The following is a 19,088-nucleotide window of genomic DNA, read 5'->3' on the forward strand; positions in this document are numbered from 1 at the left end:
TGATTTATGGCTGAAGTCCGGGTAATCATCTAATAGCAAGGAATACAACGACAGCACTGTCTTTCAGTATATTCTTCCCATCTGGCGTCTCTCTGATATCTGGCTGTTTACTCATGCCAAACTTACATTCTGTATCCGGAGCTCGCTTGAGCCGACCAGAATTTCTCTACAACTTCCACCATGGCTGTTCTGACTTCTTCCAGCGACAAGCTGCCATCCACTACTCTGATCCGTTCAGAAAATTGTTTGGCGCGTTGCAGATAGGCTTGTCGCACACGCTCAAAAAACAGATCTGGTTCCAGCTCAAAGCGATCGGCCGTTCTGGCGGATTGTACCCGCTGGCGGCTGATTGTCACCGGTACGTCGAAGTACACCGTCAGATCAGGAGAAAACCCTTTCTGCACCCATTGTTCCAGAATTTCCAGCCTGGCTGATGGCACTCCCCTGCCGCCGCCCTGGTAGGCAAAACTGGCGTCAGTAAAACGATCTGAAATTACCCAGGCACCACGCTCCAATGCTGGCAATATCACTTTGTCCAGATGCTCTCTCCGCGCGGCAAACATCAACAACGTCTCGGTTTCAGCGTGCATCGCCTGGCGATGATCCAGCAACAATTGCCGTAATTGTTCACCCAGCGCGGTGCTACCTGGTTCACGCGTCACGATTACCTCCAGCCCCTTATCACGCAGGAAACTCGCCAGCCAGGCCAGATGGGTGCTTTTCCCCGCCCCGTCTATCCCTTCAAAAGTAATAAATTTTCCGCGTTGCAAGATAATCACTCAATTAAAATGGTTAACGGGCGTTTTTATGGCGGCACCCTTAAAATTTCAGAACTCATGCCGGCAATTCAATCATATCCATGCTAATCGATACGGACGGTTACCTCGTTCACGCCAGATACATTCCTTCTCCCAATTGCGATGAACGGCCGGACGGGAATGATATCAGCCTGCTGGTCATCCACGCCATCAGCCTGCCCCCGGAAGAATTTGGCGGTGAAGGCGTCATTGAACTGTTTACCAACCAGATCAACCCTCAAGCACACCCGTATTATCAAGAGCTGACAGGATTAAAAGTCTCCAGCCATTTTTTTATTCGCCGTGATGGGGAAATCATCCAGTTTGTCCCCTGCACGCTGCGTGCCTGGCATGCCGGCGCCTCCTGCTGGCAAGGCCGCACCCGGTGCAACGATTTTTCCATTGGTATTGAGCTGGAAGGCAGTGATAATCAACCATTTGCACCAATTCAGTACGCCCGTTTGGTTAAACTCACCCAAGCACTACAGGCAACCTACCCTATTCATGACATTGTCGGGCACGTCGATATTGCGCCACAAAGGAAAACTGACCCAGGCCCCTGCTTTGACTGGCAAAGCTACCGGGAAGCACTCGAAATAACCCGGTAGTTTGCAGGTGATGCACTATGCTTGCCCGCCCTGCATCACCACCAGATTCAAACAGAGCCCGGCAATCAGCCAACCAGTTCCATGGAATTAACTGGCCTGGCCAGGTTCTTGCAAATCCAGTTCCCGCGCGCAAAAACAAGTATCAGCCAGCCCAGCATCAGCAAAAAAAGTGTTCCCGGCACAGGGATGGCCCGGGCAAAAACAGAACCAAACAGAGCGTGCGCTTGCGTGGTAGGGTGCAGGTCATCCCAGTATATGTATTGATCCGGGTTGCTGCATTGCACCCCTCCTGCCTGAAAAGCCAGGCAGCTTGCCTGTGCATTGGTAAAACCATACACAGCCGGGTCACCAACAATCCGATTGAAAAAGGAATAGGTATCAAATTGGAGAATTTCAGCAACAGGAAACTGCGTACCCAGCGCTGCCAACTCGGAAGACAGCGCCGTATTAAACGTGGTGGAGAATAATGTGGCCAGCCCTTGCACATTTCCTTCTGCAGCCAGCGGTGTCAGGCCCAGATCAGGCAGGTTGGGCACAAAAAAATGAGTGGCTCCAGCCGCCATGAGTTTGTCTACATTGGCTGCGATATTCTGCGCTGCAGCAGTGGGGGAATCTAATGTCAGAAAATCATTTGCTCCACCCCAGACAAAATACAACGCATCCGGATCAGCCACGCCTCCCGAAGCAAGCAGATAACCTTCAATTTCCAGACTAATGCCAGGTAATCCGAAAATGCCGGATGAGGTTGCAGACCCTCTATCACCATAGTTACCGATACCGCTGGTTGCTCCGGCGACGGAGAAATTAAAAAAATTGCCTGAATTAGCGCCACCAGGCAGGATTGAATTTGCCAGATATTCAACCGCTACCGGTCCATTGGAGTAATGCCCGCCCACATAAGGTGGACAGGGATGGGTGGGATCACAATTATTTCCCAGCAGCTTGTAAATACTCGTTACCGCAGTCGGGCTGTTACCGCCATCCGAGAGACTATCGCCAAACGCGTACAGGCTGGTAAACGGCGTTGCCCAGACAGCTCCGGACAACATGAAGGCCAGGAAAAGCACACCCATTATCAGTTTTTTCACAATTTCTCCTCATGGCAGATTGATTGAAAAAGATACTACTGTATGCATTTTGAATCCCTGGAAACCTTTGCACAACTCTGGAATGCTTCAGAATACGGCAGCAGTAGCTATCGAGAAACTGGTATTCAGTTGCTGGCGTGCATGTTCGGCGGCAAAGCGCGGCAATGGGCTAGGTACAAAAGCTCGCACTGATTCACCCCGCGCGGTAGAAATGACGAGAGTGCCACGGGTTATTTTCCTGGAAACTCACTTCAGCTGAATTTCCCATGTAAATGCCGACTAACAATTCATTCAAACCGACGCCGCTTCGCGTCCTGCCTTAATTCCCACGTTATGTGCTCAAAATCGATCAAACCAACTGAAGAAAAGTGATAGCTATAAATATCAAAGAGTTCATTTTGATAATTCTCACACTCAGTGTTACCGGTTCGGCAATAGCTGCTGACCTAAGTTGCCGCAAAGATTCATTCGCTACAATCCATTGTAGTAGTAACGCATAATAATTTATCCATGCAAATACCGGCCTGCAGCTCATACCGCTGATTTTGGGCATTAAACCTTCTTAGTCAAACTAGACGATGCTTCTATTGCAGACTGCGAAAAACCAGTGCCTGGGCAAATAAATAACCGGCAACACCAATTACTGCGACAAGCATGAGGGAGCACGCTAGTATTCTCCGACGCCGGTCAAGTGGTAAATTCCAGTCAATTCGCCCGGTTGCAGCAAGCCATTCATTCACGCTGATGCCCAAGATCAGCCACAGTAACCCCACCAAATAGCCCGCCCAGACATCGCTCAGGTAGTGTACGCCGAGCACAATGCGGCTGAGTCCGATCAGAAAAATAAATCCCATCATGGCAAAGCATAATTTGATCCGTGTATCCCACTTCTGCACAGATCTGATCAGCAAATACCCCAGAAATCCATAGAAAGCGACTGACAGGGTGGCATGGCTGCTTGGGAAGGAATAGGATGGTTCAAACAGCACAGCGCCATCCGGCCGGAGCCGCTGAAAAATCAATTTGTTCAGCACACTGAACAGGGAGGCTCCCAGTAACGAAGTTATCAAGCCTATGGCAGCAAATCTGCGGTTCACCAGCCATAGCAACAAACATGCCACCACCAGCAATATGCCGATTATCGGCGGTGCACACCAATTCGTAATCCAGATGGCAACAGGAATAAGTTCTGGCGCACGAAATGTGGAAATCAACCGGGCAGCAATATGGTCAACCACAACGATCGAATCGGAAGTAGCGACATCTTCAGCAACTTCTACAAGCAAAACCAACGTAACGGCAAGCGACAAGAAAAGAAGTGTCAGTGGAAGGCCGAAAAAATGGGTGTAATCAGCACGCTCCGCCAGAAACCGGATGCTGCCGGGATGTCGGCGCATCCACCGGTGCACGTATGGATTGCAAATAAACTTGCTCTTGAGTACATGGCCCAACGATACCGTTGCCCGCCATAACCTGTTGCCATAGCGAAGCAGGTAATATTGGACAAGCCACAGCATGATCCAGGCGGCCAATATGGCCAGCAACGCTGCCAAAAAAGCTACCCCGCCAAGCATATGAAAATGCTCAATTGAAAGCAGAACAGTTACAAAGAATTGCTCCATCACCGAAAATTGACAGTAGGATTAAATTTTTCCAGCATATACTCTGATTTCTATTTCTCTCTGCAACCACACGCCTCTACATACGTAATTGTTACAATTATTGTGTGATCATGATTCATTTTGTGGAAACCTGCCGTGAAATAGCTTACAACCTGCTTAATATTTACTTACCAGATCTGACAGTGCACTGTACCGTCATCTAAATTAAATCCGCCGCCATTGAAAAAGATACCGCCGTATGCATTTTTAATACGAATACAAATTACACGAGTAATTGAATTGTTTAGAAATACCTTGATGATAAAATCCAGAAATTCATTTCTAGTAAACAGGTAGGTAAATCACAAAATGATCGGAATCCTGATCATCAGTCATGAGCAGTTTGGGGCCAGTCTGATTGACTGCGTCATCCATATTCTGGGCGAGCGTCCCCCGCTGTTGCTTAATCATATTGTGTCCCCGGCTGCAGATCCGGATACTGAGGCGATAAAGTTGCAGGCAGTACTCAAGCAGCTGGATCAGGGTGACGGTGTTCTGATTCTGACGGATATTTTGAGCGCCACGCCAGCTAATATCGCTTGTAGGCTGATTCAGGATGGGCGCGTTGAATGCCTGGCCGGGCTAAATCTGCCCATGTTGTTGCGTGCGGTACAACACCGGCATATTCCCCTGCCACAGCTGATTAACAAAGTTCTGACAGGCGGACGGGAAAGTATCCTTCATATATCGCAGGAAACCGGCAATGCCAACTGAGACGTTAACTATCCTCAATAAACTGGGTTTGCATGCGCGTGCATCAGCCAAACTGACACAACTGGCAGAGAGGTTCGAGAGTGAAGTCTGGTTGACACGCAGCGGTCGCCGGGTAAATGCCAAAAGCATCATGGGTGTCATGACGCTTGCCGCCAGCAAGGGTACAGTGGTCGAGCTGGAAACGATCGGACCCGATGCAATTCAGGCCATGGAAGCATTAAAAGCGTTGATCAATGATTACTTCGGGGAAGGTGAATGAGTTTCATCCTCCATGGTGTCGGTGTGTCCGACGGAATTGCGATCGGACGTGCTCATCTGGCCTCGTCAGCAGCGCTGAACATCCTTCATTACCAGCTGCCAAAGGATCAAATTGATGCTGAATTGGCACGGTTACACAACGCATTTTCCACCGTGCGGCTGGAGCTGGAAACACTAAAGAGTTCTACTGTACAAGGAGCTGGACCGGCTGAATTCAATGCATTTCTGGAACTGCACCAGATGATTCTGGATGATCCGATGTTTTCCCAGGCTGCACTGGACATTGTAAAGCAAGCGCAATGCAACGCCGAATGGGCAATTACACAACAAATGGAAGTCCTGGTTGCACGCTTCGAGGAAATAGAAGATGCCTATTTACGTGAACGCAAAACCGATGTTGCCCAGATAGCTGAACGGGTTCTGAAGGTGTTGCTCGGACATCCGGGGTATACGCCCCCGCCGGTGAAACAAGATGGCTCCGGTATTCTGGTAGCACATGATTTGAGTCCGGCTGATGTCATGCAATACAAGCAGTATCAATTTTCTGCCTTTCTGACAGACATGGGCGGGCCAACCTCGCATACCGCTATTGTTGCACGCAGTCTCAATATTCCATCGATCGTGGCTATGCAGCACGCCCAGCAGCTTATCCGCGAGAATGACAATCTGATTGTGGATGGCAATCAGGGCATCGTCATTATCAACCCGGATAAATATATCCTCGCCGAATATCGTCTGAAGCAAAACCAGCTTGAGCTGGAGAAACGCAAACTCTGGCGTCTCCGCTTTGTAGCAGCAGTGACACGGGATGGTACTCCGGTGGATTTGCTTGCCAATATCGAACTGCCGCAAGAAGTCGAGCGGGCAAAAGAACATGGCGCAACCGGAATCGGTCTGTTTCGCAGTGAATTTCTGTTTTTGAACCGGGATGATCTGCCGGATGAAGAAGAACAGTTTGAAGCCTATTCCACGGTGATCAAAGGCATGAATGGATCACCTGTCATCATTCGTACGTTTGATCTGGGTGCGGACAAGAATCTCAGAAGCGCCTATCGCATGGCTCCCAATCCGGCGCTTGGCCTGCGTGCGATCCGGATGAGCCTGGCCGAACCAGGCATGTTTCTGGCGCAACTGCGCGCCATTTTGCGCGCTTCAAGCCTGGGCCATACCCAGATCCTGATTCCGATGCTTTCCAGCAGCCGGGAAGTTGATCAGACACTGCAAATGATCGAATTTGCCAAGCAAAGTTTACGAGATGAAAACAAGCCTTTCAATGAAACTATTAAAATCGGCTGCATGGTGGAAATCCCGGCAACTGCGCTGAGCCTTGAGCTATTCATGCGCAAACTGGATTTTTTATCCATCGGCACCAATGATCTCATTCAGTACACACTGGCAATTGACCGGACCGACGAAACCGTTGCGCATCTGTTTGATCCGCTGCATCCGGCCATTTTGCGATTATTGGCTCGGATCATCCAGAGTGCGACAAAAGCCGGCATACCGGTTTCTATCTGCGGAGAAATGGCAGGCGATGCAAAATATACCCGTCTGTTACTCGGGATGGGGCTACGGCAGTTTTCCATGTATCCCACACAGCTACTGACTGTGAAACGGGAGGTACTGGATAGTTCTTTGCCCGATATTTCGCGTCTGATACAAAAGATACTCAAGGCGGACGAGCCGGAGAAAATTCATGATCTGCTGCAGAAACTTAATAGCTGATACATCCACCTCCCTAAGGAATACTGAATTTTCAGTAATACAATTAGATACAATGAGCATTCATTTTTCACATCTACAGTCAGTTTTATTATTTTCAGATGTTCATGCAAGATTCTGATTCTATCGGTATCGTCTCGGCGCGACGCGTACATTTTGACACCCCACTCAGCCTGAAAAGCAGGGCTGTACTGGACAGCTATGAACTGGTCTATGAAACCTACGGAGAGTTGAACCCGGAGCGATCCAATGCAATTCTGGTCTGTCACGCATTATCCGGCAACCACCATGTGGCTGGTGTTTACGCAGATAATCCCAAGAATACCGGATGGTGGAACAACATGATCGGTCCAGGAAAACCGATTGATACCCGGAAATTCTTTGTCATCGGCATTAATAATCTGGGTGGCTGCCATGGTTCTACCGGCCCCATCAGCATTAATAACAGAACCGGAAAACGCTACGGCCCGGATTTTCCGCTGGTCACAACAAGTGACTGGGCAAAAACCTATGTGCGTTTTGCTGACCAGTTCGGTATTGATTGTTTTGCTGCCATCATTGGGGGCAGTCTTGGGGGCATGTCGGCCATGCAACTGGCGCTTGATGCTCCGGAAAGAGTGCGCCATGTCGCGGTGATCGCCGCTTCTGCCAGATTAACGGCACAGAATATTGCTTTCAACGATGTGGCACGACAAGCGATTCTGACCGATCCGGATTTTCATGGCGGAGACTATTATTCCCATGGCACCCACCCGCGCAGAGGGCTTCGCCTGGCCCGTATGCTCGGTCATATCACCTATCTGTCGGATGATTCCATGGCCAGCAAATTTGGCCGCGAACTGCGTAATGGCTCGCTTGCATTCAATTATGACGTGGAGTTTCAGATTGAATCCTACCTGCATTATCAGGGAGATAAATTTGCCGATCTGTTCGATGCCAACACTTATCTGTTGATGACAAAAGCGCTGGATTATTTTGATCCGGCACAGGATTATGATGGCAACCTGAGTGCAGCGTTTGCGCGTGCACAAGCAGATTTCCTGGTACTCTCATTCACCTCTGACTGGCGTTTTTCTCCGGAACGCTCACGCGAGATCGTCAAAGCACTGCTCGACAATAAACTGAATGTCAGCTATGCGGAAATACCTTCCACATACGGGCACGACTCTTTTCTCATGCAGGATGACTACTACCACCAGCTGGTGCGCGCCTACATGGATAACATCTCTATCTAGCAGAACCGGTTAACGGTTTCTTATTTGGACATGACAACAACTGAAATCAGCAGATCAGTCCTGACATTGCGGCCGGATTTCGCCACTATCGCAGCCTGGATCAAACCAGGATCCAGCGTGCTTGACTTGGGTTGCGGTGACGGGACGTTACTGCACTACCTCGGTAACAAGCTCGATGTACGCGGCTACGGCGTGGAAATCAGCGCTCACAATATTCTGGCGTGCATGCAAAAAGGAATCAATGTCATACACAGCGACCTTGAATCCGGCCTGTCCGGGTTTGAGAATGCATCGTTTGATTATGTCATCCTGTCGCAGACATTACAGGCGATGAAAAACACAGAAAATATCATTCAGGAGATATTGCGCGTTGGCAAGGAAGGTATCGTCTCTTTTCCCAACTTCGGTTACTGGAAAAACCGCTTGCAGGTTGCTGCCGGACACATGCCAGTTTCATCCAATCTGCCTTATCAATGGTATGACACCCCGAATATTCACCTTTGTACCTTGCACGATTTCGAGCAACTATGCCAGAAACACAAAGTGAACATCCTGGAAAGGCGAGTAATGAATCATGATAAAAAGGTCGCATTCTTTCCCAATCTCTTCGGTATTCTTGCGTTTTATCGCTTTGGCCACGCAGCGTAACTGGCAACTCAAATTGATGTGATGGAACAGGCAAGATGAGCGGTGCGATTTGCCAGCTACTTCAGCACGATAAAAGTCTATGCCCAGATCATCATGCACTCACCAGGCAGCACTGGCTGCCATGCCGGTACCAAAACAAGTCTATACATACTGCCCGGCTACGTAACCCGAGGACCAGGCCCACTGGAAGTTAAAACCACCCAGGTGACCGGTAACATCCACCACTTCGCCGATAAAGAACAGGCCAGATTGTTTGCTTGCCTCCATTGTCTGCGAAGACAACTCACGTGTATCTACCCCGCCCCGAGTCACTTCAGCCGTCCGATAACCTTCAGTACTAACCGGTTTGATATGCCAATCATTAACAGCACTAGCCAGCGCCGCAAGCCGGACATCGGACAAGTTGGCCAATGGCCCGCTATCATTCCGTTCATCACAAATACTTTGGGCAAGTCGCCTAGGCAAGATTTCCGCTAATACATTGTTGATATGCAGTCGGGGCTGATGTTGTTTTTGCACTTTTAAAAATGCCAACACATCCGTACTTGGTGCAAGATTGATCACAATCGGCTCTCCCTCCTCCCAATACGATGAGATTTGCAAAATGGAAGGCCCGCTCAACCCTCGGTGAGTGAAAAGCAATCCTTCAGCAAAAATCTGTTTCCCGAAACGCACATCCGCCTCGACCGAAAGCCCGCTCAATGCCTGACAACGTGCCAACAATGCTCCATCGAAAATCAACGGCACCAGCGCCGCGCGCGGCTGAATCACGCGCAACCCGAATTGTTTGGCAACCTCATAGCCAAAATGCGTCGCTCCAATCTTGGGAATCGAAAGGCCACCAGTCGCGATCACCAGCGAAGCACAAGTTTGCTTGCCCTGATTGGTTTTAAGCCAATAACCGCCCGCAACTGCTTCAATGGCACGCACCTGCACCGAGGTTTCCAGCTTCACACCTGCCTCATGCGCTTCCGCCAACAACATAGCGATAATCTGTTTGGCGGAATCATTGCAAAACAACTGCCCCAGCTTCTTTTCATGAAAAGCGATACCGTGCCTGCACACCAGTGCAATGAAATCCTGCGGCGTATAGCGCCTAAGTGCCGATTTGCAGAAATGCGGATTCTGAGAAAGGTAGCTTTGGGGCTGGGTATGCAGATTGGTAAAATTGCAGCGCCCACCACCAGAAATACGAATCTTCTCGGCGATCTTGGCGCTATGATCGATCAACCACACCTTGCGCCCTCGCTTGCCAGCCTCAATCGCACACATCAATCCGGCTGCACCAGCACCGATGATAATCACATCAAAAGAATGAGCCATGATAGTTAAATCGGTGGGGATCAACCGTAAAAAAGAGAACCAAACAAACCGGGTATTCTACAAAAATTCAATCGAAAGAATAGTCAAAGAAATCCAAGCAGGACAACGACAGAACACCTGATACGATGTGGTTATTCCGCCTCTATACGTTAGTTATATTGTGATTGAACAATGATTGGTACTGCCAAACGTTTACTTGGAATGAAAATGAAGCATGCCAGTTACTTCATCACGATAAAAATCAATGCCCAGGCCCACTTGTGTCTACCTGTTCGTAGGGCTATCCAAGAAATTTGGCTGCCACTACACTTTGATCCAAGCCTAGCGCCGTTTCAATATCAGCCTAATCAGGCAACTACCACGGCTTCAGTATCGAGTGGTACTCCCTTGAATTCCAACGAAGCTCAAGCGTGTGGAGATGGAGCGTGACATATTTATTGGCAAAGGCTACGGCCTGGTTTGTAAACAATGTACCAGGCGAACAGATCATTCACGAACTCCAGGGGTAAATTTGGTCTGTCCAACTAAAACTCTCAAGTACTCCAATCAGGAAATGTAGCTGCTGTATCAGGGATACGATCTCAGAAAATAGATTATAAGTACCGTGGCAGTGCTTAAAAGAAGTGCTCTCGTTGCCGTTATCCTCTATGTTACTAATCCTGTACCGGAACTGTCATGCAAGCCACATACAATTCCTGGCTGGTTGGCTTGTCACTTGTGGTGGCCATGCTTGCCTCTTATACCGCTCTTGATCTATCGGGCCATATTTCCGTATTGACGCGTCCCAGGCTGCGCTATACGTGGCTTGCCGGCGGTGCTGCAGCGATGGGAATTGGTATCTGGTCGATGCATTTCGTTGGAATGCTCTCCTTTTCGCTGCCTACTCCACTTGGCTACGATTTTGTGACTACCGGCTATTCACTGGTGATTGCCATGCTGCTTTCCTATTCTGTGCTGTATGTGGTCACGCAAACTAAATTGACGATTTCCCGTCTCCTCATCGGCGGCACTCTGATGGGCTTTGGTATCTCCGGCATGCATTACACCGGCATGGCTGCTATGGAGATGCAACCTGCGATTCACTACGATCCGCTGCTGTTCGTCACCTCGATTGTCATTGCCATTGCTGCGGCTAACGCTGCACTGTGGATTGCTTACATTCTCAGCGACGCGGACCAGGTCCACCTGGTCGCCAAGCGCATCGGTGCGTCATTCCTGATGGGTATCGCGATTACCGGGATGCACTACACCGGCATGGCTGCCGCCTATTTTCCACCCGGATCAACTAGCAGCACAGCCAACGATATCGATTCGCAATGGCTCGCCACTACCATCATTTTGCTCACATTCCTGATCCTGATCATTACACTCACACTATCTCGCTACGATGCGAGGGCAAACTTTCTTACTGGCTCAGTATCCCGCCTCAACGACCAGATCGTCCGCATGGCAACATTTGATGCCTTGACGGATTTGCCAAACCGCTGGACGCTTATAGAGCGGATGGAACGTGCGATTGAAATTTCCAGGCGCGATGGGAATATGTTTGCCATCCTGTTTATGGATCTCGATGGATTCAAGATCATCAATGATTCTCTTGGGCATTCAACTGGGGATGAAGTCCTGAAGGCGTTCGCGCTGAGGTTGCTGCATTGCGTGCGCGGCAGCGACACGGTCGCCCGGCTGGGAGGTGATGAATTTGTGGCACTGCTTGAAAATATCGCGACTACGGACGATGCCTCAGAAATGGCAGATAGCATACTCAGCCGCATGCGCCAAGGTCTATGGGCCAATAACCAGCCTCTACAGGTGATGCCAAGTATCGGAATTACATTATTTCCACAAGACGGCGATACCGTTGAAAAACTGCTGAAGAACGCGGATGCCGCGATGTACGAAGCAAAACGGGGTGGGCGCAGCACCTATCGATTTTTTGAGACGAGCATGAATGAAGCGGCCACTCGCGCGCTGCAGATTCAGCGTGTCTTGCACGAAGCACTCAAAGTTGGCTACTTTTCTCTGTATTTTCAGCCAAAATTCCGTGGCAGCAATAGTGAGCTAGTCGGTGCCGAGGCGCTACTCCGTCTGCGCCATCCAGAATTCGGACTTTTGTCACCGATGGAGTTCATCCCGATCGCTGAACGTTCCGGGCAAATCATCCCAATAGGTTACTGGGTGGTGCGCGAAACTTGCCAACAACTACGCCGCTGGAAGGAAGATGGCTTGCCAGCAATCAAGGTGGCCATCAATCTGTCTCCCCGACAACTGGAGCAACCGGATCTGATCACAATGATGCTGGATATCGTCCAGTCTGAACAAATCCCATGTGAACAGATTATGTTTGAAATCACAGAAACCGTGGCGATGCAGGATGCACCCAAAACGACTGATATGATCCATAAGTTTCAGGAAAACAACTTCGAGATCGCCATCGACGATTTTGGGACAGGTTATTCGAGCCTTGCCTACTTGCAACGCTTCCGTGCCAAGCAACTGAAGATAGATCGTTTTTTCACCAGCGGTATGGATGAGTGCGGACCTGAAGGCAGCGCCATCGTTTCCGCAATCATCAAACTTGCCCATACACTCGGAATGGATGTGGTGGCTGAGGGCGTCGAGACCGATTCGCAGCTCACGAAATTAAAAAGCATGATGTGCGATGAAGTACAGGGATTCCTGCTGGGCAAGCCTGTGACAGCAGACGAATTTAGCAAATTGCTGCATCAGCATACATGTAACGACCTGCATTTAAAACTGGATCAACCAGCATTCAATGCGATTTTGAGCCGGAAATAACTACAATTATCCATGCGCTAGAGCATGGGTTTTAGGAGATAAGATGCATATTTGGGTCGATGCGGATGCATGTCCAGTCGTGATCAAAGATATTTTATTTCGGGCAGCACAACGTTGGAAACGGCCTTTAACGTTGGTGGCGAATCAGATGTTGTATATACACCACCTTCGCTTTTGATTAGAGCGGTTCAAGTACCCCGTGGCTTTGATGTGGCGGATGATTATATTGTGCTACACGCGGGCGTTGGTGATTTGGTGGTTACGGGCGATATTCCACTGGCAGCACAGTTAATTGATAAAGAAGCCTTCGTGCTCAGCCATCGAGGAGAGCTTTTCAGCGTAGATAACATACGTGAACGATTATCGATACGCGATATGATGGAAGAATTGCGTAGTGCGGGGGTGGAAACGGGCGGACCTGCAGCGTTTAGTCAATCTGATCAGCGCGGATTTGCCAATGCATTGGATCGTTTGATGATGAAGCTGAGTCAAACAGCCTCTTAGATGTTTAGAACCTGTTTACGATCTTTTGAGTAGTAGTGCCAGGAAGGCCAGATGAATGAATTGCAAGCTGGTATGGAGTTTACGCTTGCGGTTTTTCCACAGCCGTCGATTCTTCTCCAGCCAGGCAAAACTGCGCTCCACCACCCAACGCTTGGGGATAACGGTAGAGGTATGCAATTCACTGCGCTTGGCAATCTGTACTTGTATTGCACATGCACGCCCAGGATTTCGTGCACACCTTGTGCAAAGGGCTGGCCCACATAGCCGCTGTCGCACAGCATACTTTGGACCTGCTCCAAGCTTGGCTTGCAGTGTTCCAAGGTTCTTGCAACGCACCTTTGCGATCAGTCACTTCTGCTGTCGTCACCGCAATGGCATGCGGCAAGCCCTGGGTATCGACAGCGATAGACGCTTGATGCCCGATACCTTCTTGCCTGCGTCATAGCCCTTCTGGCCCGCCATGTCCGTGTTTCTCACACTCTGCGCGTCCACGATCAAGAACGTGCGGCAAGCGTTGCGCCCCCGTTTCTCGCGGGCCGCGCCAACCTGATTTTTTAATGCCTGCTCCAACACACTCACACCGTGCTGATCGGGCTCACTCCATTTGTGCCAATAAGGCATACACACGCTACCATTTGGGAAACTCACTGGGCAGGAATCTCCATTGGCAACCGGTGCGCAGTAGGTATAGCACCGCGCAGAACACCTCATATAGATCCACTGTCGTAGGCTTGGTACTGCGTCACACGGCAGTGTCCTGCCAAATAACCGTTTACACAAAAATTCTTACACTCTCGCATTTGTGCGTGTCATCCAATGCTTCGTCAAATATACTGCCGTTTACGGTTTACAGTAGGTTTGCATAATGGGTAGTTTAAGCAGTAATCTCCCTACATCGAAAAAAAGAAAATAAAACATGGCACTCGATTCGGAATCATCTGCCAGTAACAGGCAAGGATCACGTAACGAGCAGGACACAAACCCCCGCCTCACTGCTGCTTTATGCCTAACCGCCCTGGGTGTGGTCTACGGTGATATCGCTACCAGCCCTCTATATGCGTTTCGCGAAGCACTGCACAATATAGCGCCCGACTCAAGAACGCCTGAAAGTATCCTGGGTATCCTGTCGTTGATTTTCTGGGCGCTGATTATCCTCGTTTCGATCAAGTATCTACTAATTATCATGCGCGCTGACAACCACGGCGAAGGCGGTATTCTGGCTCTGCTGGCACTGTTGCGCCCCTGGCGCGGATCGCCACAACACCAGCGCAACGTACTGATTGTCCTTGGATTGTTTGGTGCGGCGCTGCTCTATGGCGACGGCATGATCACACCAGCGATTTCGGTACTGAGTGCCATGGAAGGGCTGGAAGTGGCAGCACCACAACTGACATCCTACATAATCCCGGCAACCACCGTTATTCTGGTGCTGCTGTTTATGGTACAGAAGCGAGGTACCGCGCGCATCGGCAGAGTCTTCGGCCCGATCATGCTAGTGTGGTTTGTAGTAATCGCCTTGCTCGGATTGAATGGGATCATTCACCATCCGCAGGTGTTGGTCGCGGTCAACCCCTATTATGGGATCAATTTCTTCACTGATAACGGCTGGAGCGCTTTCCGAGTTCTCGGTGGCGTGTTTCTCGCCCTAACCGGCGCCGAGGCTCTCTATGCGGATATGGGACATGTTGGGCGAGCGCCGATCCGGCTAATGTGGTTTGCCCTGGTACTGCCAGCCTTGTTACTTAATTATTTCGGGCAGGGGGCGCTACTATTGCTCGACCCACATGAGGCACAACCGTTTTTTCACCTAGCGCCGCCATCATTCCTATATTCCCTGGTAGGCCTGGCAACGCTCGCCACTATCATTGCCTCTCAGGCGATCATTTCAGGTGTATTCTCGCTGACCCGGCAGGCGATTCAGCTTGGGCAGAGCCCACGGCTGACATTGGTGCAAACCTCCTCGGAGGAAATCGGCCAGGTCTACGTGCCTGCGGCAAACTGGTTCATGATGATTGCTGCCGTATGGCTGGTACTGCACTTCCGCTCCTCGGATAACCTCGCGGGTGCCTTTGGTATCGCGGTATCAGGTACTATGGTGATCACTACCATTCTGGCATTTTTTGTGATGCGCGAACGCTGGCACTGGAACATCCTGACCGCAGTAGCAGTGACGGTGGGGTTCCTGATAATTGACCTGGCCTTCTTCAGTTCAAATCTACTCAAGATCACGGATGGTGGCTGGTTCCCGCTGGCCATAGCCGTGTTCATATTTACCTTAATGATTACCTGGCAGCAGGGGCGCCAGCTTCTCATACAGAGAATACATAAGGAAACCGAGTCGTTCCAAGATTTTCTCCAACGTATCGTGACTGATCCTCCTGTGCGTGTGTCTGGTACGGCAGTTTTCCTTACTATCCACCAGCACGATACACCGCCGGCATTACTCTACCAGCTAATTCACAATAAGGCCTTGCACGAACAAGTGGTCCTGGTTACTGTAATTACCGAAGAGGTGCCGCGTGTGCCGGCAGCAGAGCGCCTTGAAGTCATGGAGCTGTCTTCCGGTTTTCACCGCATCATTGTGCACTATGGATTCATGCAAAGTCCGAATGTTCCGGTGGCGCTGCGAGCATGTGAAACATTGGGATTGAAGATTGATCTCGACACCACGACCTATTATCTCAGCCGTGCCTCGTTGATCCCCACCGACGAACGCCCCGGAATGGCGCTCTGGCGAGATCGCCTGTTTGCATTTATGTCACGCAACAGCGCCTGGCCAACGGCGTTCTACCATCTGCCGCCAGAGCACGTGATCGAGCTCGGCATACAGGTCGAGCTGTAACACGGTATTATTTAGCGCAATGCATCCGCTCCAGACGATAAAGCAGCAGGTAGTTGAGGTAGTTGCGGGAATGGATCCAGGCAAGCAAATACGGCGATGTACAAGAGCCTCCATGCAGGTTCTGAGTCATCAGACAAATGCCGACAAGTTGGCTATACTCTGCAGCCCTAAAATACCAGCAACCCGGTCACAGCTATAATTACCCAAAATATTTGAACAAGGAGAATAGCGATGAGTGAAAGGTTTACTAAATCGGCTGCCCGTAATATTTTTTACGGCGGGACAGCTTTCTTCCTGCTACTTTTCATTGCACTTTCAATCCATACCCATCTATATATTGTCAACAGTTCGACTGATCAGGCAACACTCACGCCCTCTGTTGCGCAAGGAAAACAGGTATGGGAGCACAATGCCTGCATCAATTGCCATTCGCTACTGGGTGAAGGGGCTTATTTTGCTCCAGAACTGGGTAATGTTTGGGTCCGCTATGGCGGACGTGAGCATCCGGAGGGTGCAAGAATGGGATTAAAGGCCTGGATGAGAGCCCAGCCAACCGGTGTACCGGGACGTCGCCAGATGCCACAATTCAATTTAAGCGAACAGGAGCTGGATAACTTAATCGATTTTCTTGAGTGGGTCAGTCGTATTGATACACAAGGATGGCCTCCAAATACCGCAGGCTAACTCACCTGAACAACTATCATACGAAGGAAAATATCCATGAAATATTCGACCCAGAAGCTTGCTTACCCCTATTTCATCGCCGCATTAGCGCTGTTCCTTGTACAGGTATTGGCCGGTGTCCTTGCCGGTTCCGTCTATACCTTGCCTAATTTACTGGCAGAAAGTTTGCCATTCCACATTATTCGGATGATTCACACCAATGCCCTGCTGATCTGGCTGCTGCTAGGTTACTTCGGGGCAGCTTATTTTCTGATTCCTGAAGAAAGCGAGCGAGATATCCATAGCCCGAAAATTGCCTGGTTGCAATTGTTTATCTTCGTCTTCGCTGCACTGGCTGCCGTGGTGAGTTACCTGATGGGGATACATGAAGGCCGGGAGTTTCTGGAACAGCCTTTATGGGTCAAAGTGTTGTTAGTCGTTGCGTTCCTGTTATTTCTGTACAACGTCTCTATGACAGTCCTCAAGGGACGAAAAACCGTTGTCTCCACAGTTCTGCTACTTGGCATGTGGGGGGCGGCACTGTTATTTCTATTTGCCTTCTATAATCCGGATAACCTCGCACTGGACAAAATGTACTGGTGGTATGTCGTGCATCTCTGGGTGGAAGGCATATGGGAGTTAATCATGGCATCGATGCTTGCTTTTTTGTTAATCAAGATGACTGGCGTGGACCGTGAAGTCATCGAAAAATGGCTGTATGTGATTGTTGGTCTAGCGTTGTTCAGCGGATTGCTAGGCACCGGTCACCACTATTACTGGATTGGCACGCCAGGCTATTGGCAATGGATCGGCAGTCTGTTCTCGATTCTGGAAGTGCTGCCCTTCTTCGCTATGGTGCTGTGGTGTTTCCACATGGTGTACCGCAGCGGACGCAATCATCCCAATAAGGCCGCCATGCTCTGGACCTTAGGCTGTCCGGTGATGGCTTTTTTCGGTGCCGGGGTATGGGGGCTAATGCACAGTTTCTCATTCATAAATTTTTACAGTCATGGTACGCAAATCACCGCTGCTCACGGACACATGGCATTTTATGGTGCCTACGTCATGCTCAATCTGGCTTTCTTCACTTACGCCCTGCCACAATTGCGCAGCGTGCAACCATATAACCAGGTTTTGAATATGTGGGGTTTCTGGGTGATGACTGCTTCCATGGCGTTCATGACTTTTACGCTGACCTTTGCCGGGGTGCTGCAAACCCATTTACAACGCGTGGTCGGTATGGGGTTCATGGAAATTCAGCAGCAACTGGATTTATTCTACTGGATGCGGTTGTTGTCCGGTATCGTCTTTGTTGCCGGTGCAATCCTGTACATCTACGCCGCATTAGGACCTACCAAAAATCAGGTGTCATCTTCGCCGAACTTGCAACCAACCCACAAATGAAACAGTTGCTCGCTACTCCTGGAATATATTCGTGACATCCACAACGACAGACCTGCCATTTTATGTTCCAGTCGGCAATGAGTGCGAACTGTTTGGAGTCGCCTACCGGCAACGTTTACCGCTGTTATTGAAAGGGCCGACTGGTTGCGGAAAAACACGGTTTGTTACTCACATGGCCGCCCGACTGGGGCGGCCGCTTTTCACGATCTCTTGTCATGATGACCTTACTGCATCCGATTTGACTGGTCGCTTCCTGATCAAAGGTGGGGAAACAGTATGGATGGACGGACCGCTAACCCACGCCATCCGCGAAGGCGGTATTTGTTATCTGGATGAAGTTGTGGAAGCACGCAAGGATGTGACGGTCGTACTGCACCCCCTGACGGATGACCGACGTATGTTACCGTTGGAGCGCACCAATGAAATTCTGCAGGCACCGGACAACTTTATGTTAGTCATCTCCTATAATCCCGGCTATCAGAACATTCTTAAATCACTCAAACCCAGTACCCGCCAACGTTTTATCGCCCTATCCTTTGATTTCCCTCCACCGGAAATTGAGCTGGAAATTATCGCCAATGAAAGCGGCCTCGCAAGAGAACATTGCACTGCGCTGGTCAATCTAGCTACCCAACTGCGACTGCTGAAAGAAGTTGATCTGGAAGAAAGTGTTTCCACCCGGTTGCTGGTGTACTGCGCCACACTGATGGCGGCTGGGCTTGATCCCCTGCAGGCAGCACAAGCCGCATTGATCGAACCATTAAGCGATGAGCCGGAAGTGCAACAAGGTTTATTTGAACTGATCCACGCTACTTTCGGTTAAGC

The 19,088-nt window shown here is 49.9% G+C and carries 16 protein-coding genes and 2 pseudogenes; 13 read left to right on the plus strand and 5 right to left on the minus strand.

The window, feature by feature from the left end; all coding sequences use genetic code 11:
* Positions 1–122: 122 nt before the first annotated feature.
* Entirely contained in the window at positions 123–770 is a 648-nt protein-coding gene (tmk, locus tag C8R14_RS05920; RefSeq protein ID WP_011633653.1) for a dTMP kinase, read from the minus strand.
* Positions 771–859: 89 nt separating this feature from the next.
* Between tmk and ampD the strand changes: the two genes are divergently transcribed.
* Positions 860–1,405, plus strand: a complete 546-nt coding sequence (gene ampD, locus C8R14_RS05925) for a 1,6-anhydro-N-acetylmuramyl-L-alanine amidase AmpD (RefSeq protein WP_011633652.1) — start codon at positions 860–862, stop codon at positions 1,403–1,405.
* Positions 1,406–1,470: 65 nt separating this feature from the next.
* Here the strand turns inward: ampD and C8R14_RS05930 are convergent, their stop codons facing one another.
* Complete coding sequence (locus tag C8R14_RS05930) at positions 1,471–2,493, minus strand: SGNH/GDSL hydrolase family protein (RefSeq protein WP_082211240.1); 1,023 nt, start codon at positions 2,491–2,493, stop codon at positions 1,471–1,473.
* 42 nt (positions 2,494–2,535) lie between these two features.
* Here C8R14_RS05930 and C8R14_RS13500 point away from each other — a divergent pair, with 42 nt between their 5' ends.
* Positions 2,536–2,685, plus strand: a complete 150-nt coding sequence (locus tag C8R14_RS13500) for a hypothetical protein (protein ID WP_160803451.1) — start codon at positions 2,536–2,538, stop codon at positions 2,683–2,685.
* 392 nt (positions 2,686–3,077) lie between these two features.
* Here C8R14_RS13500 and C8R14_RS05940 read toward each other — a convergent pair whose 3' ends face one another.
* Complete coding sequence (locus C8R14_RS05940) at positions 3,078–4,115, minus strand: phosphatase PAP2 family protein (protein ID WP_011633649.1); 1,038 nt, start codon at positions 4,113–4,115, stop codon at positions 3,078–3,080.
* Positions 4,116–4,463: 348 nt separating this feature from the next.
* Between C8R14_RS05940 and C8R14_RS05945 the strand changes: the two genes are divergently transcribed.
* The 5 genes from C8R14_RS05945 to metW all read left to right on the plus strand — a co-directional run bounded on the left by C8R14_RS05945 (position 4,464) and on the right by metW (position 8,731).
* A complete protein-coding gene (locus tag C8R14_RS05945) occupies positions 4,464–4,868 on the plus strand; it encodes a PTS sugar transporter subunit IIA (protein WP_110332578.1) in 405 nt (134 codons plus the stop codon).
* Positions 4,858–5,127, plus strand: coding sequence for an HPr family phosphocarrier protein (locus tag C8R14_RS05950; protein WP_011633647.1), 270 nt, complete (start codon positions 4,858–4,860; stop codon positions 5,125–5,127). The genes C8R14_RS05945 and C8R14_RS05950 overlap by 11 nt, the downstream gene beginning before the upstream one ends.
* Positions 5,124–6,851 (plus strand): phosphoenolpyruvate--protein phosphotransferase, encoded by a 1,728-nt coding sequence (gene ptsP / locus C8R14_RS05955; protein ID WP_011633646.1) that lies wholly within the window; start codon positions 5,124–5,126, stop codon positions 6,849–6,851. Before C8R14_RS05950 ends, ptsP begins: the two co-directional genes overlap by 4 nt.
* Before the next feature lie 98 nt (positions 6,852–6,949).
* A complete protein-coding gene (gene metX, locus C8R14_RS05960) occupies positions 6,950–8,083 on the plus strand; it encodes a homoserine O-succinyltransferase MetX (RefSeq protein WP_011633645.1) in 1,134 nt (377 codons plus the stop codon).
* 30 nt (positions 8,084–8,113) lie between these two features.
* Positions 8,114–8,731, plus strand: coding sequence for a methionine biosynthesis protein MetW (metW, locus tag C8R14_RS05965; RefSeq protein ID WP_011633644.1), 618 nt, complete (start codon positions 8,114–8,116; stop codon positions 8,729–8,731).
* A 141-nt stretch (positions 8,732–8,872) separates the two neighbouring features.
* Here the strand turns inward: metW and C8R14_RS05970 are convergent, their stop codons facing one another.
* Positions 8,873–10,054, minus strand: a complete 1,182-nt coding sequence (locus tag C8R14_RS05970) for a BaiN/RdsA family NAD(P)/FAD-dependent oxidoreductase (RefSeq protein WP_011633643.1) — start codon at positions 10,052–10,054, stop codon at positions 8,873–8,875.
* Between the two features lie 675 nt (positions 10,055–10,729).
* Here C8R14_RS05970 and C8R14_RS05975 point away from each other — a divergent pair.
* Positions 10,730–12,850: an EAL domain-containing protein gene (locus tag C8R14_RS05975; RefSeq protein WP_011633642.1), complete on the plus strand. Its 2,121-nt coding sequence runs from the start codon at positions 10,730–10,732 to the stop codon at positions 12,848–12,850.
* A gap of 43 nt (positions 12,851–12,893) precedes the next feature.
* Positions 12,894–13,354: pseudogene (locus tag C8R14_RS05980) on the plus strand (YaiI/YqxD family protein).
* Between the two features lie 15 nt (positions 13,355–13,369).
* Here the strand turns inward: C8R14_RS05980 and C8R14_RS05985 are convergent.
* Positions 13,370–14,096 (minus strand): annotated as a pseudogene (locus tag C8R14_RS05985) (IS5 family transposase); the annotation flags it as partial.
* A 174-nt stretch (positions 14,097–14,270) separates the two neighbouring features.
* Between C8R14_RS05985 and C8R14_RS05990 the strand changes: the two are divergent.
* The 4 genes from C8R14_RS05990 to C8R14_RS06005 all read left to right on the plus strand — a co-directional run bounded on the left by C8R14_RS05990 (position 14,271) and on the right by C8R14_RS06005 (position 19,086).
* A complete protein-coding gene (locus tag C8R14_RS05990) occupies positions 14,271–16,196 on the plus strand; it encodes a potassium transporter Kup (RefSeq protein ID WP_011633640.1) in 1,926 nt (641 codons plus the stop codon).
* 231 nt (positions 16,197–16,427) lie between these two features.
* On the plus strand, positions 16,428–16,880 hold the full coding sequence (locus tag C8R14_RS05995; protein ID WP_011633639.1) for a c-type cytochrome: 453 nt from the start codon (positions 16,428–16,430) through the stop codon (positions 16,878–16,880).
* Between the two features lie 36 nt (positions 16,881–16,916).
* Positions 16,917–18,263 carry a cbb3-type cytochrome c oxidase subunit I gene (locus C8R14_RS06000; RefSeq protein ID WP_011633638.1) on the plus strand — a complete coding sequence of 449 codons (1,347 nt, stop codon included), beginning with the start codon at positions 16,917–16,919 and terminating at the stop codon, positions 18,261–18,263.
* Positions 18,264–18,294: 31 nt separating this feature from the next.
* On the plus strand, positions 18,295–19,086 hold the full coding sequence (locus C8R14_RS06005; protein WP_011633637.1) for a CbbQ/NirQ/NorQ/GpvN family protein: 792 nt from the start codon (positions 18,295–18,297) through the stop codon (positions 19,084–19,086).
* The last annotated feature ends 2 nt before the right edge of the window (positions 19,087–19,088 follow it).

This window comes from Nitrosomonas eutropha, from assembly GCF_003201195.1.
GTDB classification, from domain to species: Bacteria; Pseudomonadota; Gammaproteobacteria; order Burkholderiales; family Nitrosomonadaceae; genus Nitrosomonas; species Nitrosomonas eutropha.

Bases quoted from the DNA above. Each gene is read 5' to 3' on its own strand.
- C8R14_RS05995 (WP_011633639.1), top strand. From the start codon at position 16,428: ATGAGTGAAAGGTTTACTAAATCGGCTGCCCGTAATATTTTTTACGGC.
- C8R14_RS05990 (WP_011633640.1), top strand. From the start codon at position 14,271: ATGGCACTCGATTCGGAATCATCTGCCAGTAACAGGCAAGGATCACGT.
- C8R14_RS06000 (WP_011633638.1), top strand. From the start codon at position 16,917: ATGAAATATTCGACCCAGAAGCTTGCTTACCCCTATTTCATCGCCGCA.
- C8R14_RS05950 (WP_011633647.1), top strand. From the start codon at position 4,858: ATGCCAACTGAGACGTTAACTATCCTCAATAAACTGGGTTTGCATGCG.
- C8R14_RS05975 (WP_011633642.1), top strand. From the start codon at position 10,730: ATGCAAGCCACATACAATTCCTGGCTGGTTGGCTTGTCACTTGTGGTG.
- C8R14_RS05940 (WP_011633649.1), bottom strand. From the start codon at position 4,115: ATGGAGCAATTCTTTGTAACTGTTCTGCTTTCAATTGAGCATTTTCAT.
- ampD (WP_011633652.1), top strand. From the start codon at position 860: ATGCTAATCGATACGGACGGTTACCTCGTTCACGCCAGATACATTCCT.
- metX (WP_011633645.1), top strand. From the start codon at position 6,950: ATGTTCATGCAAGATTCTGATTCTATCGGTATCGTCTCGGCGCGACGC.
- C8R14_RS13500 (WP_160803451.1), top strand. From the start codon at position 2,536: ATGCATTTTGAATCCCTGGAAACCTTTGCACAACTCTGGAATGCTTCA.
- C8R14_RS05970 (WP_011633643.1), bottom strand. From the start codon at position 10,054: ATGGCTCATTCTTTTGATGTGATTATCATCGGTGCTGGTGCAGCCGGA.
- metW (WP_011633644.1), top strand. From the start codon at position 8,114: ATGACAACAACTGAAATCAGCAGATCAGTCCTGACATTGCGGCCGGAT.
- C8R14_RS05945 (WP_110332578.1), top strand. From the start codon at position 4,464: ATGATCGGAATCCTGATCATCAGTCATGAGCAGTTTGGGGCCAGTCTG.
- ptsP (WP_011633646.1), top strand. From the start codon at position 5,124: ATGAGTTTCATCCTCCATGGTGTCGGTGTGTCCGACGGAATTGCGATC.